A 26,231-nucleotide genomic window follows, 5' to 3' on the forward strand; every position below is an offset into this window, starting at 1 on the left:
CGCAATGACGGATGAGGGACTCACGCCGCCTTCACCGCATCGCAGATGCTGTCGACCAGTTCGTGGACCAGGGCCTCGTCCTCGCCCTCGGCCATGACGCGGATCAGAGGCTCGGTGCCCGACTTGCGGATGAGGAGGCGGCCATTGCCCTGGAGGCGGGCTTCGGCCGAGGCGATGGCGGATTTGACCGAGGCGGCCTCCAGCGGGGCGCCGCCGTCGAAGCGGACGTTCTTGAGCAATTGCGGGAGCGGCTCGAACTGGCGGAGCAGCGCGCTCGCCGGCTGGCCGCTCGTCACCAGCTCGGCGAGAACCTGCAAGGCCGCGACGAGGCCATCGCCGGTGGTCGCGTAATCGGACAGAATGATGTGGCCGGACTGCTCGCCGCCGACATTGAAGCCGCGCGTCCGCATCGTCTCCAGCACGTAGCGGTCGCCGACCTGGGTGCGCTCCAGGGTCAGGCCCTGCCCTTCGAGGAAGCGCTCGAGGCCGAGGTTGGACATGACGGTCGCTACGACACCGCCGCCCATCAAGGCGCCGCGCCGGTGCCAGGCGGACGCGATCAGCGCCATCAGCTGGTCGCCGTCCACGACCTCGCCCTTCTCGTCCACGACGATCAGCCGGTCGGCGTCGCCGTCGAGCGCGATGCCGATGTCCGCGCCGGAGCTGGTCACCGTCCATTTGAGCAGATCGGGGCTGGTCGAGCCGCAGCCGTCGTTGATGTTGGTGCCGTTGGGCGAGACGCCGATCGCGACCACGTCGGCGCCGAGCTCCCACAAGGCCGCCGGAGCGACCTGATAAGCGGCGCCGTTGGCGCAATCGACCACCACCTTGAGGCCGTCGAGGCGCAGATGCTCGGGAAAGGTCATCTTGGCGGCGTGGATGTAGCGGCCGCGCGCATCCTCGATGCGGCGGGCGCGGCCGATCTCGGCGGGCGGCACCAGCTTGGGCTCGCGCTCCAGCAGCGCCTCGATCGCGGCCTCGTCGGCGTCGGACAATTTGTAGCCGTCCGGGCCGAACAACTTGATGCCGTTATCCTCGAACGGATTGTGGCTGGCGGAGATCATGACGCCGAGGTCCGCGCGCATCGAGCGGGCGAGCAAAGCCACGGCCGGGGTCGGCATCGGCCCGACCATGACGACGTCCATGCCGACGCTGGTGAAGCCGGAGATGAGCGCCGTTTCCATCATGTAGCCGGAAAGGCGCGTATCCTTGCCGAGCACCACCCGGTGGCGATGGCCGCCGCGCAGGAAATGGGCGCCGGCGGCCTGGCCGACCCGCTGCGCCATCGCCGCCGTCATCGGCATCTGGTTGGTGCGGCCCCTGATCCCGTCGGTGCCGAAGAAATTTCGTGTCATGCGAGGCTGGTCCCGTTTTCGCTTGCCCTCGGCCATCCGGCCATCAAGAGGAGTGATAGCGCCATAAGAGCCGAAGGGCGACGCTTTTGAAACTGTCCCAGCCTACCCGCATCCTGCTCGCCCTCGTCGCCGGCCTGCTGCTCGGCCTCGCCAGCGCCGCGGCCGGCGGCGCGTGGGTGGAGCGCGTCATCGCCATCGCCGAGCCGATCGGCGGCCTGTGGCTGAACGCGCTCCAGATGACGATCGTGCCTCTGGTCGTGTCGCTGCTGATCACCGGCATCGCGGCGAGCGCGGCGGCGGCGCGGGCGAGCCGGCTGGCGGGGCGGGCTTTGGTCCTGTTCATCGTCCTGCTGTGGATTTCGTCGGGACTGGCGATGGTGCTGACGCCTTTGCTTCTCCAATGGTGGCCGCTGCCGGCCGAGGCCGCCGACGCGCTCCGCTCCGCGCTCACCGCGACCGAAACCGTGCCGCAGGCGCCGGGCTTCGCGGATTTCGTCCGTACCATCGTGCCGAGCAATCCCGTCGCCGCCGCCGCCAGCGACGCGATCCTGCCGCTCATCCTGTTCACCCTCGTCTTCGCCTTCGCGATGACGCGGCTGCCGGACGAGCCGCGGCTTTTGCTGACCGGTTTCTTCCGGGCGGTGGCGGACGCGATGCTGGTGATGATCGGCTGGATATTGTGGATCGGCCCGGTCGGCGTGATCGCGCTCGCCTACGTGGTCGGCGCGCGGGCGGGCGGAGCGGCGTTCGGCGCCTTGCTCCATTATGTCCTGATCGTCTCGGCGGTCGGCGTGGTCGTCTGGCTGCTATCCTTCCCGCTGGGCGCGATCGGCGGCCGGACGAGCCTCGGCACCTTCGTGCGGGCCACCCTTCCCAGCCAAGCGGTGGCGGTCAGCACCCAATCGTCTCTGGCCTCGCTGCCGGCGATGCTGCGCGGCGCCGAGACATTGGGGGTGCCGGTACGGGCGTCGGGCCTGGTGCTGCCGATGGCGGTGGCGATCTTCCGCGCGACCGGCCCGGCGATGAACCTCGCGGTGGTGATCTACATCGCTTACTGGTTCGGGATCGAGCTCGGGCCGGCCCAGATCGCCGCCGGGGTGGCCGCCGCCGCGATCACGACGATGGGCGCGGCGGGCGTGCCCGGCCAGGCCAGCTTCATCACCTCGATCGCGCCCATTTGCCTCGCCATGGGGGTGCCGATCGCGCCGCTCGCCTTGCTAATCGCGGTCGAAACGCTGCCCGACATCTTCCGCACCCTGGGCAACGTCACCATGGACATGGCGGCGACGGCCACCGTGTCCGAACGGAGCGGCTTCACCGACGAGGAACCGGCCGAAGAGGACCGCCTGCTGGGAACCAAAGCGTAATCCGCCGATCCTCCCCTGCCTTCGCCGTCACAAAACTGAAACATTTCTTGAAACCGCCGGCTCCCCCGCTAGGGGTAGGCGCGGGCGGCGCTCGACCGCTCTCGATTTCGGAGGCCGTCGGCGTGATCAGGCAATATGGGGTGCTCGCCTACGACATCGCCGACGACGGCGAGCCGCGCTTCCTGCTGATCACCTCGCGCTCGACCAGGCGCTGGGTGCTGCCGCGCGGCAATCCGATACCGGGCCTGTCGCCACCGCAATCGGCGGCGCAGGAAGCGTTCGAGGAAGCGGGCCTGACCGGGCTCGTCTCGCCCGATGAGGTCGGCGCCTATCGCTACGACAAGGTCCGCCGGGACGGATCGACAATTCCGGCGAACGTCCATGTCTTCCCGCTCCGCACGACCATCCAGTCAGGCCACTGGCCTGAGCAGGACGAGCGCCAGACCCGCTGGTTCACCCAGGAAGAAGCGGCGGAGGCGGTGGACGAGCCCGGGCTCAAGGCGCTCATCAGGGGATTCACGCCGCCTCCGGTCGCCGCGAGCCGTGTGCCGATCGCGTCGCTCTCGACCCCGCCGCCGCCTCCTCGCAAATTCCCCCTGTTCAAATATTTCAAGGCGATCATGCCAAAGGAGGATTCCTTCTTCGACATGTTCGCCGCCCATGCGGAAACGATCGTCGGCGCGGCCGACGCGATGGGCGCGATGTTCGCCGGCCAGATCCCGATCCCGGAGGCCTGCCGGCAGATCCGGGATTACGAGCACAAGGCCGACACCGTCACCCGCGACGTGCTGCTCGCCGTGCGCCGCAGCTTCATCACGCCGTTCGACAGGAGCGCGATCACCAGCCTCATCTCGTCGATGGACGACGCGATCGACGAGATGCAGCAGACCGCCAAGGCGATCACGCTCTACGACGTCCAGAGCTTCGAACCCCAGATGTGCGAAATGTCGGCGCTGGCCGGCCAGGCCGCCCGGCTTGTCGTCGAGGCGGTGCCCCTGCTCCGGTCGGTCGGCAAGAATGGCGGGCGGCTCGACCTCATCACCGAGAATATCGTCCATCTGGAGGGCGGGGCGGACGACCTCCACGAGGACGGGCTGAAGACGATCTTCCATCGTCACGGCCATTCGGAGCCGATGGCCTATTTCATCGCGCGCGAGGTCTACAGCCATCTGGAGCGGGTGCTCGACGGCTTCGAGGACGTCGCCAACGAGATCCAGGGCATCGTGATCGATCACGCGTGATGGACTTCTTTCCCGCCGACACCGTTCGTCCTGAGCTTGTCGAAGGACTTTCCTTTTTTCGCTTTGGGAGAAGGAAGGAAAGAGCTTCGACAGGTTCAGCCCGAACGGTTGGAAGCGGATCGGGACGGCGCTGATGGAGCCGGCCCTCGCCTTCCCGCTGCTCGCCGCCCTGATCGGCGTCGCCTTGCTGTTCGATTTCCTGAACGGACTGCACGACGCCGCCAATTCGATCGCCACCGTGGTCTCGACGCGCGTCCTGCGGCCGCATGTCGCCGTCGCCTGGGCCGCGTTCTTCAACTTCATCGCCTTCCTGTTCTTCGGCCTCCATGTCGCCGAGACCGTGGGCAAGGGCATCGTCGATGCGAATGTGATCGACCCCACCGTCATCTTCGGCGCGTTGATGGGGGCGATCAGCTGGAACGTCATCACCTGGATACTCGGCATCCCGTCGAGCAGCAGCCACGCGCTGATCGGCGGCCTGATCGGCGCCGGCACCGCCAAGGCCGGCTTGGCCGCGATCGTCTGGTCGGGGGTCACCAAGACGGCGGTGGCGATCGTGCTTTCGCCGACCATCGGCATGTTCGTCGCCTTGCTGCTGGTCCTCGTCACCTCATGGGCCTTCGCCAGGGTCAACGCCCGGTTCGCGGATCGGGTCTTCCGCCGGCTCCAGCTCATCTCCGCCGCGCTTTATTCGCTCGGCCATGGCGGCAACGACGCGCAGAAGACGATGGGCGTCATCGCCGTGTTGCTCTTCTCGCAAGGGATGCTCGGGGACGAATTCTACGTTCCCTTCTGGGTCGTCATCACCTGCCAGGCGGCGATGGGGCTCGGCACCCTGTTTGGCGGCTGGCGCATCGTCCACACGATGGGGTCGAAGATCACGCGGCTGACCCCGCACCAAGGCTTCTCCGCCGAAACCGGCGGCGCGATCATGCTCTTTTCGGCGACCTGGCTCGGCATTCCGGTCTCGACCACCCACACCATCACCGGCTGCATCGTCGGCGTCGGCGCCGCCCGCCGCGCCTCGGCGGTGCGCTGGGGGGTGGCCGGCAACATCGTCATCGCCTGGGTGGTCACCCTCCCCGCCGCCGCCGCGATCGGCGCCGCTTTCTATTGGGGCATGGCCGCTCTGGGCTGATCGATCCGCTCGCCAGCGCGAGGCTGGCAAGTCCGGGGTCAGTGGTCGTAGGCTTCCGGCAGCGCGCCGCGGTCGATCTCGCGATAGCGGTCGCGAAGCAGGGTCTGGCGGTTCTCCAGCGGCTGCTGGACGCCGTCGATCCAGACGCCTTCGACCGCGCTCGACAGTTCGAGCGGGTCGGAATCCCAGAGCACCACGTCGGCGCGGCGGCCGGGCCGGAGCGAGCCGATCTCGCCGCCGAGGCCGATCGCCTCGGCTGGACCAGAGCTGATCGCGGCGAAGGCTTCGCCCCAGGTCAGGCCATTGGCTCCAGGTATGTCGTTCAGCGCGACGAGGTTGCCCGCATATTGGGTGGAGATGCGCACCTGCCGCGCCTCGTCCTCGCCCAGCATGCCGATGCCGACATCGACGCCCGCCTCGACCATGCGGCCGATATTGGACTGGGTGGCGGCGAGCTGCTCGAAGCTGCTCGGCAAGTCGGTCAGCGCGTTGGCGATGACGGGAACGCCGGACGCGGCGATCCGGTCGGCCACGGTCCAGCCTTCGGCGGCGCCGACCAGAACGAGACGGAGCCTCGGAAATTCGCGCTTCAGCGCCAAAGTCTGGAGGATGTCGCTCGCCCGCTCGACATGGACGAGCAGGAGCTGCCGTCCCTGCAAGACTGGCACCAGGGCCGCCGCGTCGAAGCGGGTGAGGAGCACGTCCTGCGGGCGGTCGAGCGCGGAGGAGAGCAAGCGGTTGTCGGGTATCTCCTCCAGAGGAAGATCCTGCTGCTGCACCGGGTCGCCGCTGGCGAGACCGCCCTCGCGGCTGCTGGTGCCGCGCAGAGTGCCGCCGAGATCCCGCGCCTCGCGGAGCGCGTTGCGGAACAGGGTATGCGCGGCGGCGCGGCTGCCGCCCGCTTCCTCGGCGCCGGTCTCGCCCAGCTCGACGAACTGGAAGGCGCGGCCGCGGGTGATCGGGTTCATGTCGTCACCGAGGTCGATGACCGCGCCCTGGCCGGCGAAGATGCTGCGCGCGCTGACCGGAGCAACGACGGCGCGGGTCACGCCCGCGGCACGGCTGACGGAGATGTTGGACGCCTTCGGGTTGATCGCCGGAGCGACGTCGATGGCGGCGCTGAACGGAGCCCCGTTGGCCTGGGTGTCGTTGGTCGGATCGACCGCGTCGACCTCGACCAGGCCGACCCGCGAGAAGCCGGCGACGATGCCGGGCGTGACCCATTTGCCGCTGGCATCGACGACGGTCGCGCCCGCCGGGACGGCGACGCCGGCGCCGGCCGCGACGATCCGGCCGTCGCGGATGACGACGGTGCCGCCTTCGATCGGCGCCGAGCCGTCGCCAATCGCGACGATTCCGCCGGTGATGGCGACCGTCTGGGCGAGAGCGGGGCTGGCCGAGGCAAGCGCGGTGCACGCGAGCAGGACATGCAAGCCCACCCGTTCGCCCTGAGCCCGTCGAAGGGCATTCTTTCCCTTCCCCGTGCGCGCGCCACGGGAGGAAAGGGCTTCGACGAGCTCAGCCCGAACGGATTTGGTGAGCATAGCGGAACGCCTCATTTCGTGTCCCCCTGGCCCGGTTGGCCGAGTTCGAAGTCGGTGACCGGACGGCGGGTCGGATCGAGCGCGTCGTAGAGCAGAGCGCCGTCGATCCAGACCTTTTCCGGCCGCGTATAGACGCTGAACGGATTGCCGTTCCAAAGCACCAGGTCCGCCATCTTGCCCGGCTTCAGGCTGCCGGTGCGGTCGTCGACCCCGATCGCCTTGGCGGGATTGTAGCTGAGCCAGGTCCACGCGACCTCGTCGGATATCTGGATGCCCATGCGCCGGCCGTTGGCGAGCGCCTTGGCCGCTTCCTGGTTCAGGCGCTGGATGCCGTTGGGGTCGTCGGAATGGACGATGGTGCAGGCGCCGGCATTGTGGACGAGCGGGATATTCTCCTCGATGCCGTCATAGGCCTCCATCTTGAAGCCCCACCAGTCGGCCCACATCGCCGAGCAGACCCCGTTTTCGCGGAGGATGTCGGCGATCTTGTAGCTTTCGACGGCATGGTGGAAGGTCGACACCTCGTAGCCGAATTCCTTGGCCATATCCATGACGACCGCCATCTCGTCGGCGCGGTAGCAATGGTTGTGGACCGAGATTTCGCCGTCGAGGACGCCGCGCAGCGTATCCATGCCGATATCGCGGGTGGGAGCGTCGCCGCCATCCTCCTCATATTTGTCCCACCTGCGGTCATATTCGACCGCCTTGGCCCAGGTCGCGCGGTTGAGCGCGACATTGCCCATGCGACTGCCGGGCATCTGGTTGCGGTTGCCGTAGACGCGCTTGGGATTCTCGCCGCAGGCCATCTTGAGGCCGTAGGGGGCGCCGGGGAACTTCATGCCCTGCATGGTCCGCGCGGGCACGTTCTTCAGCGTCACCGAACGGCCGCCGAACAAATCGGCCGAGCCGGGAAGAATCTGGAGCGAGGTGACGCCCCCATTGGCGAGCGCGCGGGAAAAGCCCGGATCCTGCGGCCAGACGCCATGCTCCGCCCAGACGTCGGGATGGACAGGGCCGGTGACCTCGTTGCCGTCCGAATGCGCCTCGACCGAGGGCGACGGATAGTTTCCGAGATGGCTGTGGACGTCGATGATGCCGGGCGTGACCCATTTGCCGGCGCCGTCGATGACGGTCGCGCCTTCGGGCGCGGCGACATTCTGGCCGAGCTCGACGATCTCGCCGTCGGCGAACAGCACCGAACCATTGTCGATCCGCCCGCCCTCGCCGTCGAAGATGGTGACGTTGGTCACCAGGGTCGGCACGCCCGGATAAGGCTGGTAGGTGGAGGGATAGGGGTTGCGGGAATAAGTTTCCGCCGGCGCCCTGGAGGCGCTTTCCGGTGCCGCATTTCCCGCGGCGCAGGCGCCGACCAGCGAAGCTGCGAGCAGCCCCGCGACCAATTTCATCCCCATATTAGCGTGCCTCTCCCGGCTTCTTTTCCTGTTCGGTATGCACCCCGGCCGCCGCCGGCTCGCCAATCTCGTGCTGGCCCGCCAGCGCCCGATCGTGATGCTCGTTGTCGACATCTTCATGCATCAGGCGCTTGATGAAAGGCGATACCGCGATAACCGCAACGCCGACGCCGATGGCGACCCAGCCGATCGTGCCATAGACATCCATCACCGGAGTGGCCGAGGCGCCCTCGACCTCGGCGCCATGGCCGCCGGTCGCCTGCGCGATCAGGCCACCGATGAAATTGCCGGCGGCGCTGGCGAGGAACCAGGTGCCCATCATCAGGCCCACCATCCGCGCCGGCGCCAGCTTGGTCATCGCGCTGAGGCCGACCGGCGACAGGCAGAGCTCGCCGGTCGTGTGGAGGAGGTAGATGAGGAAGATGAAGATGACTGGAGTCAGGTTTCCGGTCCCGGCCGCGGCCGCGCCGGCGACGAGGACGAGGAAGCCCGCGCCGAGCTGCATCAGGCCCAGGCCGAACTTGGCGGGAGTCGAAGGTTCCCACCCGCGCCGCGCCAGGAACAGCCAGAGGCCGGCGAATACCGGCCCGAGCAGCACGATGTAGATTGCGTTGATCGACTGGAACATCGACGCCGGAACCTCCCAGCCGAAGATCTCGCGGTTGACCTGCTCGTCGGTATAGACGTTGAGCGATGAGCCCGCCTGCTCGAACAGCGCCCAGAACAGGGGCTGCAGCGCGATCAGGAACAAGGCGGCGAGGATACGGTCGCGGTCGATCCGGTCGAGCTTGAACACCGCGGTGAACAGCAGATAGGCGACGACGACGGCGCCGAAGAGCGCCAGCAAGCCGCCGACCACTTCCTGATACTGGATGAGGCCCCAGACGATCAGGACGCCGAGCAGACCGGACAGATAAACCATCCATTCCAGCGGCACGCCCATCACCGGCCGCTTGAGCGCGGCGGCATCGGGCGCTTCGCCGCGGCCGAGCAAAGTCGGGCGGCCCCAGACGAAGACGATGAGGCCGAGCAGCATGCCGACGCCGGCGGCGCCGAAGCCGTACGCCCAGCCATAGGTCTGGCCGAGATAGCCGACCAGCAGCGAGCCGAAGGCGGCGCCGAGGTTGATGCCCATGTAGAAGATGGTGAAGGCCGGGTCGCGGCGCGGATCGCCCTGGCCGTAGAGCTGGCCGACGATCGCGGAAATGTTGGCCTTAAGGAAGCCGACGCCCATGATGATGAAGGCGAGCGCCAGCCAGAAGACGTTGAGATAGGGCGAATCCTGTCCGCCCGTGCCCTCGAACGCCATCAGGCCGTGGCCGATGACGAGCAGGACGGCGCCATACTGCACCGCCTTGCGCTGGCCGATATAGCGATCGGCCAAATAGCCGCCGATCACCGGCGTGATGTAAACGAGGGCCGTATAGGCCCCGTAGATGATATAGGCCCTGTCCTCCGCGAACAGCCAATGCTGGAGCAGGTAGAAGATGAGGATCGCCCGCATCCCGTAATAGGAAAAGCGCTCCCACATCTCGGCGAAGAAAAGGACGAAGAGGCCGCGGGGATGACCCAGGAAGGTCTTTCCGCCCACGGTGGCATTGGCTGCGTCGGTGGCCACTGACTCGCTACTCCCAAACGGTGAAGGGCCGCGTCGGGCGGCCTCGTTGGTCGGGCAGACTAGCGCGATAAATGCTCATGGGAAGCACATTGTTGCAGAGCCGCGACGCTGCTAGCGCATGGGCGATGCTCAACGATCTCTCCACGCCGCTCAAATTTCTCCAGACCCGCCGCTCCGGCCGGCCCCGCGATCTCGTCTCGCCGGGTCCGGACGCAAGTCAATTGGAGACGATCTTCACCATCGCCGGCCGGATTCCCGACCATGGCAAGCTCCACCCGTGGCGCTTCGTCCATGTGCCGGCAAGCGCGCGGGGGGCGTTCGCCGCCTTGCTCGATCGCGCCTATCGCCAGGTCAATCCGGAGCCGGGACGGCTCGAGATCGAGGCGGCCGAGCGGTTCGCCCACCAGGCGCCGAGCCTCGTCGTGGTCCTGTCGAGTCCGGTGACACCGCACAAGATCCCGGTCTGGGAACAGGAGCTTTCCTGCGGCGCGGCCTGCCTCGCCCTGCTCGCCGCCGCCCATAGCCTGGGATTCGCGGGCGGCTGGGTGACCGGATGGGCGGCCTATTCGGACATAGTCCGCGACGCGTTCGGATCGGCGGACGAGCGCATCGCCGGCTTCATCTTCCTCGGCACGGCCGGCTTGCCCTTGGAGGAAAGGCCCCGTCCGCTGCTGTCCGAGATCGCCTCGGAATGGTTTCCGAAAGGCTGAACGCGGCATGAACCATCGGGGCTTGACGCGCGCTGCTGTATTAGTACACTATGTCGGTTATGAGCAATGACGAGCGCCCCGTTTACCTGCGCCTGCGGGACACCATCGCCGCCACCATCCTCGACGGCGGCGTGCGTGACGGCGACCCCCTGCCCTCGGTTCGCAGCCTGGCCGCCGAGCACGGCGCCAACCCGCTGACCGTGGCCAAGGCCTACCAGACCTTCCAGGACGAGGGACTAATCGTGGTCAAGCGCGGCGTCGGCATGTTCGTCGCCGAGGGCGCGACGGCGAAGCTCAGGGCGAGCGAACGCAAGGACTTCCTGGAGCATCGCTGGCCCGCCATCTCGGCCCAGATCCGGCGACTGGGGCTCGACGTCGAGGAACTTGTCGAGCGCGCCCTGGTCTGATCTGGGCGCCGCCGCTCAGACTATGTGATAGTCCGCGTCCATCCGCATTTCGACGAATCCGCGCGTCGGCATGAGCTGATCCTCCAGCGCCGCGCGCTGGGCCTGCGCTTCGGCGAAGGCGGCGGCCGGAGGCGCGGCGGCGGCGGCCGACGAGTAAGCCTGGAAGTCGCCGCGCGTGAGCGTCGTCCCCGCCGTCACCTTGGCGAACTGGACCTGCGCGCCCGCGCCATTGCCGTCGGCGTCGTAGAAGATGTTGCCGGTCGCGCTGTGGAAGATGATCCGATCGCTGGAATCGAGCGCCGCCGTCCCCATGCGGTAAGCGGCCGCCGCCAGCGCGCCATTGGCCGAAATCGCGGAGAAAATCGCGCGATCGAGCATGATCGCATCGTCCGCCGGAACGAAGCCGTTGATCCTGTCGGCCAAGCTTGCCGTCTCGATCGGAATGTCGAAATAGATACGATCGAGACCCGCGCCGCCGTCGAACGTGTCCCGCCCGGCGCCGCCATAGAGATGATCATTGCCCCCGAGCCCGCTCAGCACGTCGTTGCCGCCCGCGCCGCGCAGCCTGTTGGCCCCTTCATTGCCGGTGATCTTGTTGGCGATCGAATTGCCGGTGAGGTCGATCGCGGTGGTGCTGCCGTTGGAATGGGTGTTGAGCGTCTCGACATGGACCGAGTCCGTGAGCGTGTAGCTGATTCGCGCGAAGATGCGGTCGATGCCGTTGTCGGCGAGTTCGACGACGCGGTCGCCGACGCTGTTCACCCGATAGCTGTCATTGCCCGAGCCACCGGACATGACGTCGCCGCCGACACCGCCGTCGAGATCGTCATTGCCCGAGCCGCCACGCAGGCGATCGAAGCCGGCGCCGCCGTCCAAACGATCCGCGCCCGAGCCGCCGATCAGCTCGTCGTCGCCGGAGAGGCCGGTCAGGGTGTCGTCGCCGCCACGGCCGTCGATCCGGTCGTCGAACTCGCCGCCGGACATGGCGTCGTTGGCGACGGAACCCCGAATGTCGAGATCGTTGGGCCGCTCCCGTCCGTAGATCACATAGGCCTCGCCCGGGTTGATGACTCCGTCGCCACCCCCAGGGGCGCCGACGATCACGTCGTCAAAGCCGTCCCCGTTCATATCGCCGGCGGCGGAGACACTGGCGCCCGCATAATCGCCGGCCGCGTCGCCCTGGATCCGGATGCCGTCCGTGTCGGCCAGGGTGGTAACGTCGATCGTCCCGCCGAAGCCGCTCGCCCTTCCGAAGATGATATAGGCGTCTCCGGAATCCGCTCCGCCAGCGTCCGCATTGCTGAACCCGACGATGATGTCGTCGAATCCGTCATTATCGAAATCACCAGCCGCCGAGACGGTGCCGCCAGGGGCATTGCCCTGGATCAGGAAACCGGCCGAAGGCTGGAGCGGCAGCAGCAGGACGTCGAGCGTGCCGGAGGGAACCGCGCTGCCGAAAACGACCCAGGCCTGACCGCCGCCGCTGCCGACCAACAAGTCGTCATACCCGTCGCCATTGATGTCACCGGCCGATGACAGGGTGTTTCCCAGTAATGCGTTGAAATTATCGCCCCGCGTGATGATCATGTCGGCATTGAAAGCCGAGACATTGGTGAAGCCGCCCGCCTTGCCGAGGAAAACATAAGCCTCACCCCGGTCGCTACCGTAACCGCTACGCGGCGCGCCGACGATGATATCGTCGAATCCGTCGCCGTTGATGTCCCCCGCCGAGGAAACGCTGCTTCCCAGCAAGTCGCCCGCCTGCCCGGTCTGGATTAGAAAGCCGTCGCCAGCGGTCATGGTGGCGAGATCGATATTGGAAAGCATCGCCTTGCCGAAAAGCACGTAGGCCGTGCCGGCATCCTGAGCCGCGCCGATATCATCGTAATTCGCGCCAACCATGAAGTCGGAGAAGCCGTCGCCGTTGATGTCCCCCGCCGAGGAAACGCTGACGCCGGTTCGGCCAAGATTTTCCTGGCCGAGAATGGTGATGCCGGCGCCGGGGGCGATGGCGCCCAGGTCGATCGGACCGAAGCCGCCCGCCTTGCCAAAGATCACATAAGCCTCACCATAAGCATAGGGCCCGCTTTCGGCGTTCAACGCGCCGACCAGAAGGTCGTCGAACCCGTCGCCATTGACATCGCCCGCGGATGAGACGCTGGCGCCCGCGAAATCGTACATATTATCGCCGTGGATGACGAATCCCGTCGCGCCGAGCGAGCTGAGGTCGATGACGCCAAAGCCGCCCGCCTTGCCGAAGATGACATAAGCGTCGCCGGCATTGGTATCGGGGCCTTCGTCCCCATAAGGAGCCCCGATTATGATGTCGGCAAAACCATCGCCGTTGATGTCGCCGGCGTCGGAGACGCTGCTCCCGGCAAAATCGTCTCCGGCGTCGCCCCGGATGAGAAATCCCGCGGAACCCAGCGTCGAGAGGTCAATGATGGTGGCCATGATTCGTCTCCCCACGAGAGCCAGGGACAAACCCGATCATCCGGGGCTGCCCGACAGTCCGATCCAATTCACATCGCTCAAACAATATGCATCTCCGTCGCATCGAGACGGCCGGTTGCGAAAATCGGCCCATTCCATCGCGACTGGTCCGGCAAAGATTGCGCGCTGGCCTGCGCCTCGCCGAAGGCGGCGGCCGGAGGCGCGGCGGCGGCGGCCGACGAGTAAGCCTGGAAGTCGCCGCGCGTGAGCGTCGTCCCCGCCGTCACCTTGGCGAACTGGACCTGCGCGCCCGCGCCATTGCCGTCGGCGTCGTAGAAGATGTTGCCGGTCGCGCTGTGGAAGATGATCCGATCGCTGGAATCGAGCGCCGCCGTCCCCATGCGGTAAGCGGCCGCCGCCAGCGCGCCATTGGCCGAAATCGCGGAGAAAATCGCGCGATCGAGCATGATCGCATCGTCCGCCGGAACGAAGCCGTTGATCCTGTCGGCCAAGCTTGCCGTCTCGATCGGAATGTCGAAATAGATACGATCGAGACCCGCGCCGCCGTCGAACGTGTCCCGCCCGGCGCCGCCATAGAGATGATCATTGCCCCCGAGCCCGCTCAGCACGTCGTTGCCGCCCGCGCCGCGCAGCCTGTTGGCCCCTTCATTGCCGGTGATCTTGTTGGCGATCGAATTGCCGGTGAGGTCGATCGCGGTGGTGCTGCCGTTGGAATGGGTGTTGAGCGTCTCGACATGGACCGAGTCCGTGAGCGTGTAGCTGATTCGCGCGAAGATGCGGTCGACGCCGTTGTCGGCGAGCTCGACGACGCGGTCGCCGGCGCTGTTCACCCGATAGCCGTCATTGCCCGAGCCGCCGGACATGACGTCGCCGCCGACACCGCCGTCGAGATCGTCATTGCCCGAGCCGCCACGCAGGCGATCGAAGCCGGCGCCGCCGTCCAAACGATCCGCGCCCGAGCCGCCGATCAATTCGTCGTCTCCGTCCGCGCCGAACAGGAAATCGGCGCCGTCGCGCCCGTCAAGCATATCGTCGCCAAGGCCGCCGCGGATGGTCTGACCGACGCGCGTGCCGATGCGCGTGACGCTGTCGGTCGGCGCGGCGCCGAACACTACATAGGCTTCGCCGGGAGTCGTGCTGGCATAATAGCTGTTCGTCGCCCCGACGATGACGTCGTCGAAGCCGTCGCCATCGACGTCGCCCGCCGCCGAGACGCTCAATCCCAGCCGGCTGGCGACGCTGGCGCCGGTCAGGACGAACCCGTCCTCGGGCTGGATGTTGACGAGATCGATCGGTTCGAAACCGCGCGCCTTGCCATAGACGATATAGGCGTTGCCCGGGTCGAACGCGCCGAAGCCGTCGAACGGTTCGCCGACGATCAGATCGTCGAAGCCGTCGCCATTGACGTCGCCCGCCCCGGCGACGCTGTATCCGGCTCGTCCGCCCGCCCGTTGGCCCTGCATGATGAAGCCGGCGAAGGAAGGCAAGCTGCCGAGGTCGACCGGGCCGAACCCGCCGGCCTTGCCGAGCACTACATAGGCGGCGCCATATCCGACCCCGATCGCGCCCACCGCGATGTCGTCAAACCCGTCGCCATTGACGTCCCCCGCCGATGAAACACTGGTGCCGGCGAGATCGTAAGGGCTGCCGCCCTCGATGACGAATCCATCGACGGGAGCGAGGAGGGCGAGATTGACGTTGGAAAAGCCTCCGCTCTTGCCGAACAGAACGAAGGCCTGCCCGGAGTCCGTCCCGCTTCCCTCCCCCTGCAACGCTCCTATTATCACGTCGTCGAAGCCGTCATTGTTGACATCGCCCGCGGAGGAGACGCTGCGGCCCATGAAGTTGAACGCGCCGATGCCCTGGATCGCGAAGCCGTCGACCGGCGTCAGCGCGGCGAGATCGACCGTTCCGAATCCACTCCCCTTGCCGAAGACGAGATAGGCGCCGCCGGTGTCGGTGCCGCCGAGGTCGCGGCCGGTGGCTCCGATAATAAGATCGTCGAACCCGTCATTGTTGAAATCGCCCGCGCCGGCCACGGATCGACCCGCATCGTCGCTGTCCGCACCGACGATCTGGAAGCCGTCGCCCGTGAGGAGCGTGCCAAGGTCTATCGTCCCCAGGCCGGCCGCCTTGCCGAAGATGACATAGGCCTCGCCCGATCCGGGGCCGCCATCGTCCCCGCCCCGCGCGCCGACGACGAGATCGGCCAGGCCGTCGCCATTGACGTCTCCGGCATCGCTGACGCTGACGCCGGCCCTGTCGCCGGCGATATCGCCGACGATGGCAAAGCCGTCGGCGGGGGCGAGGGCGGCGAGGTTGAGCGGCGCGAAGCCGCCCGCCTTGCCGAAGATGACGTAAGCGGCGCCCGCCTCGTTCCCGCCCAGGTCCGCGTAAGGGACGCCGACGACGACATCGTCGAACCCGTCGCCGTTGAGGTCGCCCGCGCTCGACACCGAATAGCCGGCGGAGTCGTTGGGCGAATTGCCCCCGATGCGGAAGCCACCGGAACCGAGGGTTGCGACGTTTATCACGATGGTCACTGTCGGCCTCCCCACAAGGCGTGCCAGCGCGATCCTTGTCGCCCCACCATTGGCGACTCGATCACCAGGCGATCACAGTGTCATTGATTTTTCCGCTTGAGTCGAGCGGGCGCGCGATCGGGCGTCGCCAGCCCGCTCAATCGACCATTGCGCTCGCGTCGAAACTGTAGAGCAGGTCCGCGCGCGCCATCGCCTGCGCCGCGAAGCCGGCGGCTTCGGGGATGATCCGGTCGAGGTAGAAGCGGGTGGCGGCACGCTTCATCGTCGCGAAGCCCGAGCTGCAGCTTTCGGTCTCCAGAACTTGCCATTGGCGCGCCATCAGCCAGCCGGCGACGGCCGCCGACAGCATCGTCAGGAAGGGATAGGAGGCGGCCAGCCGATCGTCGACGTCCGAGGCCCCCAGCCGCTCGGCCGCGGCCTCGCAGGCATCGACCAATTCCATCAGCGCCGCCTCGCCGCCGGCCTCGGCGCGGATATCGGCTAGCAGCGAAGCCAGCACCGCGCCGCCTTCCAGCCCGAGCTTGCGGCCGACCAGATCCGCCGCCTGGATGCCGTTGGTGCCTTCGTAAATGGGCGCGATGCGGGCGTCGCGATAATGCTGGGCGGCGCCGGTCTCCTCGATATAGCCCATGCCGCCATGGACCTGGACGCCGAGGCTCGCCACTTCGCAGCCGATATCGGTGCCATAGGCCTTGACCAGGGGCGTCAGCAGATCGGCGCGCGCCCGGGCGCCCTCATCGCCGAGATGGGCGCGGTCGGTCTGGCCCCAGGCATAATAAGCCAGCGCGCGGGCGGCCTGGGTCAGCGCCTTCATGCGGAGCAGCATCCGGCGCACGTCGGGATGCTCGATGATCGCCACCGGCGCCTTGTCCGGCGCGCCGGCGCGGGCCGACTGGACGCGCTGCGCCGCATAAGCCACCGCCGCCTGGGTCGCCCGCTCGGCGATCGACACACCCTGCAGACCGACATTGAGCCGCGCATTGTTCATCATCGTGAACATGGCGCGCATCCCGCCATTCTCCTCGCCGATCAGTTCCCCGACGCAATCGTCCTCGTCGCCATAGGACATGACGCAGGTTGGCGAGGCGTGGATGCCCATCTTGTGCTCGATCGAGACGCAGCGGGCGTCGTTAGGCTCGCCGGGCGTGCCGTCCGGGTTGAGGCGGTATTTCGGCACCAGGAACAGCGAGATGCCCCGCGTCCCTGCCGGCGCGTCCGGCGTCCGCGCGAGGACGAGGTGGACGATATTGTCGGTGAGGTCATGCTCGCCATAGGTGATGAAGATCTTCTGGCCCTTGATGCGGTAGCTGCCGTCGTCCTGGCGCACCGCGCGGGTCTTGAGCGCGCCCACGTCCGATCCCGCCTGCGGCTCGGTCAGATTCATCGTGCCGTTCCATTCGCCGCTGACCAGCTTCGGCATCCAGGTGCGCCTCTGCTCGTCGGTGCCGTGCCATTTCAGGGCCTCGACGGCGGCGGGAGACAGCATCATGACCAAAGAGAAGCCCATATTGGCGCTGCCCAGATCCTCCATGACGATGCTCGCCAGGGTGAGCGGCAGCCCCTGCCCGCCATGTTCGGTCGGCCCCGCCAGCGAGCCCCAGCCGCCGTCGACATAGGCGCGATAGGCCTCGCGGAAGCCAGCCGGCATCGTCACCTTGCCGTCGGCCCAGCGCGCGCCGACCTCGTCGCCGACCCGGTTCAGCGGCGCGAATTCGCCCGCCGCGAAGGCGCCGGCGCCTTCCAGTATCGCATCGACGAGATCGGGCGTCACCTCCGCGAAAGCCTCGTGCCCGGCGAACTCGTCGATCTTGACGACATGGGTGAGGAGGAAGCGCTGTTCGGCGATCGGCGGCGTATAGGTCAAGGCGTCTGGTTCCCCGGTCTTGCGTGATACCGGCACCGGCTATAGCGCGGCGAAGTGAGCCCGCGAAACCCGCCATTTCAGACGGAAATCCGCCCCTACGGCAAGGCCGCGATAGCGGAGGCCGCACGGCTGATCGGCGAGGGGCTGCCGGTCGCGGTGCCGACGGAAACCGTCTACGGGCTCGCCGCCGACGCGACCAGCGGGGAGGCGGTGGCCCGAATCTACGCGGCCAAGGGGCGGCCGAGCTTCAACCCGCTGATCGTCCATGTCCGGTCACTGGCGGAGGCCGAGCGGATCGCGGAGTTTGACGATGTGGCGCGCGATCTGGCGGCGTGGTTCTGGCCCGGCCCCCTCACCTTGGTCCTGCCGCTGAAGCCGGGCGCCGGCATCGCGGCGCTGGTGACGGCGGGACTCCCGACCATCGCGCTTCGCGTTCCCGCGCATCCAGCGATGCAGGCGCTGCTGGAGGCGGCGGCAAGGCCCCTCGCCGCGCCGTCCGCCAATGCCAGCGGCCGCATCAGCCCGACCCGCGCGGAGCATGTCGCCGCCAGTCTCGACGGCCGCATCCCGCTCATCCTCGACGGCGGTCAGACCGCCCATGGCCTCGAATCCACCATCGTCGCGGTCGGCGGCGGAAAGGTTCGGCTGCTCCGCCCGGGTCCCATCGCGCCGGCCGCGCTCGGAGCGGTTGCCGGTGACTCGACCCGAACGATCGAGGCGCCGGGCCAGATGGCGAGCCATTATGCGCCGACAAAAAAGCTGCGCCTCGGCGCTACCGAAGCGCGGGAGGGCGAATGGCTGATCGGCTTCGCGGATGTGCCGGGAAACAGCAGCCTGAGCGCGCGCGGCGACCTGATCGAGGCGGCGGCCAATCTCTTTCAGCGGCTGCACGAAGCGGAAGCGGCCGACAGCGCCGCCATCGCCGTCGCTCCGGTCCCGGAGCAAGGCCTCGGCACCGCCATCAACGACCGCCTCCGCCGCGCGGCGGCGCCACGCTGAGGTTTGCGCGACGATCCTCGCTTACGGCGACACGATCCTCAAAGTCTGAACCTCAAGCCGCCGGCTGGGTCTTGAGCTTCTCGGCGAAGCTCTTCCTGAACTTGCGGAGCTTGGGCGCCACCACGGCCATGCAATAGGGATTGCGGTCCCCCTCGCGCTCGAAATAGTCGCGGTGATAATCCTCGGCGGGATACCATTCGCCGAGCGGCTCGACGGTGGTGACGATGGCGCTGTCCCAATCCGCCTGCGCCCTTTCGATCGCCGACCGCGCGGAGGCTTCCTGCGTGGGCGAATGGAGGAAAATGGCGGAGCGATATTGCGTGCCGACATCGTTGCCCTGCCGGTTCAACTGGGTCGGGTCATGGGTTCCGAAATAGATGTCGAGCAGATCGTCATAGGAAATGACATCGGGATCGAACCTCAGCCGCACCGCTTCGGCATGGCCGGTATCGCCGCCGCAGACCTGCTTGTAGGTCGGATTCGTGACGGAGCCGCCCGTATATCCGCTCTCGACGCTCGAGACGCCGATCACGTCGTTGAAGATCGCCTCGGTGCACCAGAAGCACCCGCCCGCCAATGTCGCCTGCTGTTCCGCCATCGTCGCCTCTCTCGCTGCTCGCCTTTCAGATAGGAAGCAGGCCCGCTGATTGAAATGGGCCGGGGGCTGGCGGTCAATTGCTCCGGGCGTCGGCGTCGGTGTCGAGATGGTCGATCTCGGCCTGGACCGCGAGGGTCAAAGCTTCGGCGAGGCTGCTGGCCTGGAGGCGGTCCATCATGTTGGCCCGGTGCATCTCGACGGTGCGCAGGCTGATGCCGAGGCGGCGGGCGAGAACCTTGTTGGGAAGGCCCGCCATCAGGCCCTGCAGCACCTCGCGCTCGCGCGCGGTGAGCCAGCCGATCCGCTCCTGCGCCTGCCGCCTGCGCTCCGCCTTTTCGCCGCGATCCCTGAGCAGCCCGAAGGCGCGTTCGAGGCTGCTCAGCAGGAGGCCCTCGTCGAACGGCTTCTCGATGAAGTCGACGGCGCCGAGCTTCATCGCCCGCACCGCGATCGACACGTCACCATGGCCGGTCATGACCAGGACGGGCCAGTCGACGCCGCGGCTGACAAGCTCGGCCATCACCGCGAAGCCGTCAATCTCGGGCATGCGGATATCGAGCAGGATGCAGCCCGCATCGAGTTCCGAGAAGCTTTCGAGGAAGTCGGCGCCGCTGGCGAAGGGACGCGAGTTCAGCCCGGCGGTGCCGAGCATGAAGCTGATCGAACGGCGGACGTCGCGATCGTCATCCACCACGTAAACATGTTGAGAAGACAGGGCAATTTCCTTCCGGACGGACCAATTTGTCCAAACCCACCCGATAAGGGGATTCCGGCGGCCCGAGTCAACCGGCGCTGATTCAAAATCGAGGGAAGAGCCGAGGACCAAGAACAATGCGGCGGCGGGAGTGGGGGTCCCGCCGCCTTTTGTGCATCAGGACCAGTTGATGCCCTCCAAATAGACACTCCCGGGGTGCCGATTTCAAGGACAACCTATACGGTAGTGACCGCAGGCCGGGTCACGTCCATGGCGCCTTCGAGTTCCGCCGGCCGCGCTTCCGGCGTGAGCTGGTCCATCCGGCACTGCTCGGGCGCCTTGTCGGGCCGCCAGCGCAAGAACCCGGTCCCGTGGCGGAAGCGGTCGCCGGTGACGTGATCGTAGCGGACCTCGACGACCAGCTCGGGCCGCAGCGGCCGCCAGTCGCCGCTGCGGTCGTTGCTCCAGCGGCTCGGCCCGCCGGGCGCCTTGCCGGTGAAGCCCGGCGGCCCGGCCAGCGCCTCCAGCCGCTGGGTCAGCGCGGCCTTGTCGTCGTCCGGGATCGCCGAAGTGAAGCCGACATGGTCCAGCTTTCCCTGCGCGTTGTAGAGGCCGAGCAGCAGCGAGCCGACGACCTGACGCCCCTTCGCGGCATAGCGATAGCCGCCGACGACGCAATCGGCGGTGCGTTGCTGCTTCACCTTGAGCATGGCCCGCTCGCCCGGCGCGTAGGCTTGGTCGCGGCGCTTGGCCACGACCCCGTCGAGCGCGGCGCCGGCGCGATCGAGCCATGCCCGCGCCGTCTCGCGGTCGCGGGTGCAGGGCGACAGACGCAGCGAATCCGCATTCTCCCCGGCATGGAAGCGCTCCAGCGCATCGCGGCGCTCCGACAAGGGCTTCTCGAGCAGGCTCTTGCCGCTCGTCGACAGCAGGCAATCGAACAGCATCAGCTGGGCCGGCGTCTCGGCGGCGAGCTTCCTCACCCGGCTCTCGGCCGGGTGAAGGCGCATCTGCAGCGCCTCGAACGACAGGACGCCGCCGACCGGGATGATGAGTTCTCCGTCAAGCACGAGCCGTTTCGCCTTCAGCGCGCCGATCGCCGCCGCCACCTCCGGGAAGTAGCGGCCGAGCGGCTTGCCCGACTTGGAACGGAGGTCGACGTCGCCGCCGTCGCGAAAGACCAGGCAGCGAAAGCCGTCCCATTTGGGCTCATATTGCCAGCCCGGTCCCTCGGGCAGAGCGTCGACGAGCTTCGCTTCCATCGGCGCGAACCCGGGTTTGACGGCGAGACGGTCGAACGCGCCCATCCCGTCAAGACGCATTCGACCGGCCGGCGGTTCCTGTCCGAACGGCCCCAACGCCTCCTTAAGATTTGTTTCCGATAATGCGGCGAAGCGCGGCCCTGATGCGGTGAATCCTCCTCAGGCGCCTGCCAGTTCATTGAGAGGACAGGGCAAAAACGGTAAAACGACCGGACAGACCGGGGAGGCTTGAACTGATACTCACGCGTAGAAACTTGCTGCAGGCCGGCGCCGCCGCCGGCTTTCTCGCCACCGCGGGAGGCCCGACCGTGGCCGCCGCCGCCGCCTTCGAGCCGCAAATCGACCCGCGCCTCAAGGCCCGCGCCTTACTCGCCCTCGCCGCCCGCCGGTCGAGCGTCCAGAAAGCCGATGTGATCGGCATCGCCGATTTCTCCAGGCCGTCGGGTGAGCCGCGCTTTTTCGTCCTCGACGTGATGAGCGGCCGGGTGACACGCCACCATGTCGCGCACGGCCGGGGCTCCGATCCGGGCCATGTCGGCTGGCTGCAATCCTTCTCCAACGAATATGATTCGCTGGCGACCTCGCGCGGCGCCTATGTGACCGGCGATTATTATACCGGCAAATATGGCTATTCGCTGCGGCTGAGCGGCCTCGACCGCACCAACAGCAATGCCGAAGGACGGGCGATCGTCGTCCACAGCGCCTGGTATGCGGAGCCAGAAATCGCGCGCGAGCAGGGCAAGCTCGGCCGCAGCGAAGGCTGCTTCGCCTTCTCCGCCGCCAGCCACGCCGAAATCCTCTCCCGCCTCGGCCCGGGCCGCTTGCTCTACGCCGACAAGGTCTAGCTCCGACGGGACGGCCGACGCCGGAGCGTTCCCCGGCGAAAGCCGGGGTCCAGTTTCGGCTGTCGGGCTGGGCCCCGGCTTTCGCCGGGGAACAAGATTCTATTCCACGGTCATCGCAGCAACCGCCGTGTCCCCGCCGCCGCGATCGTTGAGCGCCAGCGCCACCGGATCGTCGCGGCCATATATGTCCTTGTAGGCGAGGATCCCGCCGGCATCCTTCGACGCGGCGGCGGTGAAATAGGTGATATAGACCGGCACCGGGGCCGCCATGTCGGCCTGCACGGTCTCGCCCGACGCGACCGTCTCGTCGATCCGCCCCTTGTCCCACTCGCCGGTCGATGCGAGCAAGGTCTGGGCGAACCCCAGCGCGTCCTGGGTGCGGATGCAGCCATGACTGAAGGCGCGGGCATCCTTGGCGAACAACGACTTGGCCGGCGTGTCGTGGAGGTAGATGGCGTAATCGTTCGGCATCACGATCTTCATCCGGCCGAGCGAATTGTTCGGACCCGGGCGCTGGCGCATGGTGACCGAGCCGTCTTCGCCGCGATTGGTGACATAGCCCTTCGCCCCGGCCCCGACCTCGCGGACGATGCTCTGGGGCAGGTTCCACCACGGGTTGAAGATGACGCCCGTCATGGTCGCGCTGAGCTGCGGCGTCGCCGTCTTGGGCTTGCCGACCACCGCGCGATGGCGGGCGACGACCTGGCCGTTCTCGACCAGGGCGACGGTATAGGCCGGGACGTTCACGATCACATATTTCTGGCCGAGGTCGCGCGGCAGCCAGCGCCAGCGCTCCAGATTGGTGCGGATCTTGTCGATCGTGGCGCGGTCGCTCTTCGGCGTCGCCGCCAGCGCGGCCTTCAGTTCATTATATTGGGGGTGGGTCGGCAGCAGAGAGGTGAGCGTGTCGCGGACATTGTGGTTCTGGGTAGCGCGGGCCATCAGCGCATATTGCTGGTTGCCGTTGATGTCATTGTCCTCGATGTGCCAGCCGACGCGCGCGTCGCCGCGGGCGTGGCCGAGGCTGAGGTCCGACGACAGCTTCAGGAAGACGTCCGTCGCCGCCCGATCGAGCGTGAGATCGTCGTCGCCCGCGATGGCGGCGCGGAGCCGCTCGGGATCGTAATCGGCAGGATCGAGGCCCTCCTCATGGATCCGTTCGACCATGGCGAGCAGATCCCCGGCGTCGGCCCGGGTCCAGTTCACCACCGTCATCGGCGCGCGCACGACGGGCGCGGCGGGCGCCTGGGTGGGCGCCGGCTGGGCGCTCAACACCTCGCCCGCCTCGATCTGGCCCTGGTTGGGCACTTCGCCCTCGGAGAGCTGCGCGCCCGCCGGCGCGGCGAGGATCGCGCAGGAGAGGAGAAGGGAATGTCGGCTGATCTTGTGCATGGCGTCCCTGTACCGTTTCTGATCCGCCGGCTCGTCGGTCGGCGGCACTTTCCCCGATAAATGCCCGGGGCGGTGGCCGGTTCCGCGATCCAACATATTGACCCTGAACTGGAAATGGACGGGTACGAAATCTCGCCCAGTCTCTCTTGCCTACTTAGCGTCGTCGGCGCCCGCCGCCAAGCGCGACCGGCGCCAGCCCGCGCGCTAAGCGTCGCTCGGTATCCTGAAGTCGATGCCCTGGGCGAGCGGCAGGTCGCGGCTGTAATTGATCGTGTTGGTGGAGCGCCGCATATAAGCGCGCCAGGCGTCCGAGCCGCTCTCGCGGCCACCGCCCGTCTCCTTCTCGCCGCCGAACGCGCCGCCTATCTCAGCCCCCGAAGGGCCGATATTGACGTTGACGATGCCGCAGTCGGAGCCCGCCGCCGACAGGAAGGTCTCGGCCTCGCGCAAATCGGTGGTGAAGATCGACGAGGAGAGGCCCTGCGGCGCGTCGTTGTGCAGCGCGATCGCCTCGTCGAGGCTGGAATAAGACAGCACGTAGAGGATGGGGGCGAAGGTCTCCCTCAGCACCACCGCGCTCTGCCCCGGCATCTCGACCAGGGCGGGGCGAACGTAGAACGCGTCCGGCGAGGCGCCCGCGCCCACCCGTTCGCCGCCTTCGACGGCGCCGCCCTCGGCCCGCGCCTGGGCCAAAGCCGCCTGCATCGCGTCGAACCCGGCTTCGTCGATCAGCGGCCCGACCAGCACGCCGTCGTCGAGCGGGTTGCCGACCGGCACGGCGGCCCAGATGCGCTTCAGCCGCGGCACCAGCGTATCGTAAATGTCCTCGTGGACGAACAAGCGCCGAAGCGTCGTGCAGCGCTGGCCGGCGGTGCCGACGGCGGCGAAGGCGATCGCCCACTCGGCGAGGTCGAGATCGGCCGACGGCGCGACCACCATGCCGTTATTGCCGCCGAGCTCGAGCAGCGAACGGCCGAAGCGCGCCGCGACGCGCGGGGCCACTTCCCGCCCCATCCGAGTCGAGCCGGTGGCGGAAACCAGGGCCACGCGGTGATCATCGACCAGAGCTTCGCCGGCTTCGCGGCCGCCTTGGACGATCATGGAAAGGCCATCAGGTGCATCGCCGAACCGCCGGGCGGCCCGCTCGAACAAGGCCTGCACCGCGAGCGCGGTGAGCGGCGTCTTCTCCGACGGCTTCCAGACGACGCTGTTCCCGCAGACGAAGGCTAGGCACGCATTCCACGCCCATACTGCGACCGGGAAGTTGAAGGCGGAGATCACGCCGACCACGCCCAGCGGATGCCAGGTTTCCATCATGCGGTGGCCCGGCCGCTCGGTGGCGATGGTCAGGCCATATAATTGTCGGGAAAGGCCGACGGCGAAGTCGCAAATGTCGATCATCTCCTGGACCTCGCCGAGGCCCTCCTGGAGGATCTTGCCGGCTTCGAGGCTGACCAGCCGCCCGAGCGCCTTCTTCTCCTCGCGTAGCACCGTCCCGAATTGCCTGACCAACTCGCCTCGGCGCGGCGGCGGCACGATACGCCAATCGAGGAAGGCTCGATGCGCGGCGGCGACGGCGGCGGCCACGCCTTCCGCATCCGAGGCGGCAACGCGGGCCATCACCCGCCCGTCGATCGGCGAACGCGCTTCCAGCTCACCCGAGGCGAGGAATTCGCGCGGCAGCCCAAGCCGGTCGGCCAAGGCACGAAGTTCGTCGCGGGAATCGAAACTGGATGATCGTGCCACGCGAGGCCTCCAAGGACAGAATGAGGTTCCAGGGAAACCGCTGCTCCTAATGTCCCCCGCGGCGACAAGTAAAGCGTCCGTCCCATCGCCGCTTCACTTCGCGATTGTAAGCGAGGCCGCGCGGAATTATGACGCCGACGTAAAGGTGCAGCCGTCGCAAACTCGCGGCGGCTTTTTTTGGGGGCATCATGACCATTCGCCGCGACCGATTCGGACCCATCGGCCAACCGTTCGACATCCACGCCACGGAGCGGCGCGATGCTTGAGGGCATTGATGTCGATCTTGCCACCCTGCTCCTCTTCGTCGGGGTGGGTTTCCTGGCGCAGATCATCGACGGCGCGCTCGGGATGGCGTTCGGCGTCATCTCCAACACCTTGCTGATCAGCCTCGGCGTTCCGCCCGCCGCCGCCTCCGCCGGCGTCCACACGGTCGAGAGCTTCACCACCGCCGCCTCGGCGACCAGCCACGTCCTGCACAAGAATGTCGACTGGAGGCTGTTCGCCCGGCTGCTCATTCCCGGCATCATCGGCGGCGTCACCGGCGCCTATCTCCTCACCACCATCGACGCCGCCGCCGCCAAGCCGTTCGTGCTCGCCTATCTGACCGCGATCGGCATCTACCTGCTGGTTCGCGGTATCCTCTATCCGCCCGCCGAGAAGAAGCCGAAATGGGTCGAGCCGCTGGGCCTGCTCGGGGGCTTCCTCGATGCGTCGGGCGGCGGCGGATGGGGTCCGATCGTGACCAGCAACCTGCTCGTCCAGGGCGCGACGCCGCGCATGGTGATCGGCACCGTCAACACCGTCGAATTCTTCCTGACCGTGACGATCTCGGCCACCTTCATCGCCACACTGGGGCTCGCCGCCTTCACCGTCGCGACGGGCGGACTGCTGATCGGCGGCATGATCGCCGCTCCGTTCGGCGCGTTCGTCGCGAAACGCGTTTCGACCCGGCCGCTGCTCATCATGGTCGGCTTCGTATTGATGCTGACCAGCGCATACGGTCTGGCCAACGCGCTCTTCACCTTCTAGGCAGGCGCGGAAC

Annotated in this window: 20 protein-coding genes and 1 pseudogene; 9 read left to right on the plus strand and 12 right to left on the minus strand. The window is 67.4% G+C overall.

What is annotated here, in order from left to right; all coding sequences use genetic code 11:
* Positions 1-20: 20 nt before the first annotated feature.
* Positions 21-1,355 carry a phosphoglucosamine mutase gene (gene glmM, locus ACFQRC_RS11140; RefSeq protein WP_379961186.1) on the minus strand — a complete coding sequence of 445 codons (1,335 nt, stop codon included), beginning with the start codon at positions 1,353-1,355 and terminating at the stop codon, positions 21-23.
* An 86-nt stretch (positions 1,356-1,441) separates the two neighbouring features.
* Here glmM and ACFQRC_RS11145 point away from each other — a divergent pair, with 86 nt between their 5' ends.
* From ACFQRC_RS11145 to ACFQRC_RS11160, 4 genes and pseudogenes are all read left to right on the plus strand, one after another.
* Complete coding sequence (locus tag ACFQRC_RS11145; protein ID WP_379961188.1) at positions 1,442-2,722, plus strand: dicarboxylate/amino acid:cation symporter; 1,281 nt, start codon at positions 1,442-1,444, stop codon at positions 2,720-2,722.
* A 140-nt stretch (positions 2,723-2,862) separates the two neighbouring features.
* Positions 2,863-3,207: pseudogene (locus ACFQRC_RS11150) on the plus strand (NUDIX hydrolase); the annotation flags it as partial.
* Between the two features lie 111 nt (positions 3,208-3,318).
* On the plus strand, positions 3,319-3,963 hold the full coding sequence (locus tag ACFQRC_RS11155) for a DUF47 domain-containing protein (protein WP_379962422.1): 645 nt from the start codon (positions 3,319-3,321) through the stop codon (positions 3,961-3,963).
* A 133-nt stretch (positions 3,964-4,096) separates the two neighbouring features.
* Complete coding sequence (locus tag ACFQRC_RS11160) at positions 4,097-5,101, plus strand: anion permease (protein WP_379961190.1); 1,005 nt, start codon at positions 4,097-4,099, stop codon at positions 5,099-5,101.
* A 38-nt stretch (positions 5,102-5,139) separates the two neighbouring features.
* On the opposite strand, the gene ACFQRC_RS11165 is transcribed toward ACFQRC_RS11160, so the two are convergent.
* The 3 genes from ACFQRC_RS11165 to ACFQRC_RS11175 all read right to left on the minus strand — a co-directional run bounded on the left by ACFQRC_RS11165 (position 5,140) and on the right by ACFQRC_RS11175 (position 9,675).
* Positions 5,140-6,540, minus strand: a complete 1,401-nt coding sequence (locus tag ACFQRC_RS11165; protein ID WP_379961192.1) for an amidohydrolase family protein — start codon at positions 6,538-6,540, stop codon at positions 5,140-5,142.
* Between the two features lie 116 nt (positions 6,541-6,656).
* On the minus strand, positions 6,657-8,057 hold the full coding sequence (locus ACFQRC_RS11170; RefSeq protein WP_379961194.1) for an amidohydrolase: 1,401 nt from the start codon (positions 8,055-8,057) through the stop codon (positions 6,657-6,659).
* A 1-nt stretch (position 8,058) separates the two neighbouring features.
* Complete coding sequence (locus ACFQRC_RS11175; RefSeq protein WP_379961196.1) at positions 8,059-9,675, minus strand: peptide MFS transporter; 1,617 nt, start codon at positions 9,673-9,675, stop codon at positions 8,059-8,061.
* A gap of 71 nt (positions 9,676-9,746) precedes the next feature.
* Here ACFQRC_RS11175 and ACFQRC_RS11180 point away from each other — a divergent pair, with 71 nt between their 5' ends.
* Both ACFQRC_RS11180 and ACFQRC_RS11185 read left to right on the plus strand, forming a co-directional pair.
* On the plus strand, positions 9,747-10,385 hold the full coding sequence (locus tag ACFQRC_RS11180) for a nitroreductase (RefSeq protein WP_379961198.1): 639 nt from the start codon (positions 9,747-9,749) through the stop codon (positions 10,383-10,385).
* A gap of 50 nt (positions 10,386-10,435) precedes the next feature.
* Positions 10,436-10,792: a GntR family transcriptional regulator gene (locus ACFQRC_RS11185; RefSeq protein ID WP_379961200.1), complete on the plus strand. Its 357-nt coding sequence runs from the start codon at positions 10,436-10,438 to the stop codon at positions 10,790-10,792.
* A 15-nt stretch (positions 10,793-10,807) separates the two neighbouring features.
* On the opposite strand, the gene ACFQRC_RS11190 is transcribed toward ACFQRC_RS11185, so the two are convergent.
* The 3 genes from ACFQRC_RS11190 to ACFQRC_RS11200 form a co-directional block, all read right to left on the minus strand.
* A complete protein-coding gene (locus ACFQRC_RS11190) occupies positions 10,808-13,246 on the minus strand; it encodes an FG-GAP-like repeat-containing protein (RefSeq protein ID WP_379961202.1) in 2,439 nt (812 codons plus the stop codon).
* A 77-nt stretch (positions 13,247-13,323) separates the two neighbouring features.
* Positions 13,324-15,789, minus strand: coding sequence for a hypothetical protein (locus ACFQRC_RS11195; protein ID WP_379961204.1), 2,466 nt, complete (start codon positions 15,787-15,789; stop codon positions 13,324-13,326).
* A gap of 136 nt (positions 15,790-15,925) precedes the next feature.
* Positions 15,926-17,653 (minus strand): acyl-CoA dehydrogenase, encoded by a 1,728-nt coding sequence (locus tag ACFQRC_RS11200; RefSeq protein ID WP_379961206.1) that lies wholly within the window; start codon positions 17,651-17,653, stop codon positions 15,926-15,928.
* 54 nt (positions 17,654-17,707) lie between these two features.
* Between ACFQRC_RS11200 and ACFQRC_RS11205 the strand changes: the two genes are divergently transcribed.
* Positions 17,708-18,652, plus strand: a complete 945-nt coding sequence (locus tag ACFQRC_RS11205; protein ID WP_379961208.1) for an L-threonylcarbamoyladenylate synthase — start codon at positions 17,708-17,710, stop codon at positions 18,650-18,652.
* Positions 18,653-18,704: 52 nt separating this feature from the next.
* Here the strand turns inward: ACFQRC_RS11205 and msrA are convergent, their stop codons facing one another.
* The 3 genes from msrA to ACFQRC_RS11220 form a co-directional block, all read right to left on the minus strand.
* Positions 18,705-19,250 carry a peptide-methionine (S)-S-oxide reductase MsrA gene (gene msrA / locus ACFQRC_RS11210; RefSeq protein WP_379961210.1) on the minus strand — a complete coding sequence of 182 codons (546 nt, stop codon included), beginning with the start codon at positions 19,248-19,250 and terminating at the stop codon, positions 18,705-18,707.
* A 73-nt stretch (positions 19,251-19,323) separates the two neighbouring features.
* Positions 19,324-19,944: a response regulator transcription factor gene (locus ACFQRC_RS11215; protein WP_379961212.1), complete on the minus strand. Its 621-nt coding sequence runs from the start codon at positions 19,942-19,944 to the stop codon at positions 19,324-19,326.
* Positions 19,945-20,180: 236 nt separating this feature from the next.
* Positions 20,181-21,266, minus strand: a complete 1,086-nt coding sequence (locus tag ACFQRC_RS11220) for an ATP-dependent DNA ligase (RefSeq protein WP_379961214.1) — start codon at positions 21,264-21,266, stop codon at positions 20,181-20,183.
* 194 nt (positions 21,267-21,460) lie between these two features.
* Here ACFQRC_RS11220 and ACFQRC_RS11225 point away from each other — a divergent pair, with 194 nt between their 5' ends.
* The gene (locus ACFQRC_RS11225) at positions 21,461-22,051 is read left to right on the plus strand and encodes a murein L,D-transpeptidase catalytic domain family protein (protein WP_379961216.1); all 591 of its coding nucleotides are present in this window, start codon (positions 21,461-21,463) and stop codon (positions 22,049-22,051) included.
* Between the two features lie 99 nt (positions 22,052-22,150).
* Here ACFQRC_RS11225 and ACFQRC_RS11230 read toward each other — a convergent pair whose 3' ends face one another.
* Both ACFQRC_RS11230 and ACFQRC_RS11235 read right to left on the minus strand, forming a co-directional pair.
* Positions 22,151-23,443 carry a L,D-transpeptidase family protein gene (locus tag ACFQRC_RS11230; RefSeq protein ID WP_379961218.1) on the minus strand — a complete coding sequence of 431 codons (1,293 nt, stop codon included), beginning with the start codon at positions 23,441-23,443 and terminating at the stop codon, positions 22,151-22,153.
* A 204-nt stretch (positions 23,444-23,647) separates the two neighbouring features.
* Positions 23,648-25,189 (minus strand): aldehyde dehydrogenase family protein, encoded by a 1,542-nt coding sequence (locus ACFQRC_RS11235; protein ID WP_379961220.1) that lies wholly within the window; start codon positions 25,187-25,189, stop codon positions 23,648-23,650.
* Positions 25,190-25,447: 258 nt separating this feature from the next.
* On the opposite strand from ACFQRC_RS11235, the gene ACFQRC_RS11240 reads away from it, so the two are divergent.
* Positions 25,448-26,218, plus strand: a complete 771-nt coding sequence (locus ACFQRC_RS11240; protein ID WP_379961222.1) for a sulfite exporter TauE/SafE family protein — start codon at positions 25,448-25,450, stop codon at positions 26,216-26,218.
* The last annotated feature ends 13 nt before the right edge of the window (positions 26,219-26,231 follow it).

Source organism: Enterovirga sp. GCM10030262, from assembly GCF_042666435.1.
GTDB lineage: Bacteria > Pseudomonadota > Alphaproteobacteria > Sphingomonadales > Sphingomonadaceae > Allosphingosinicella.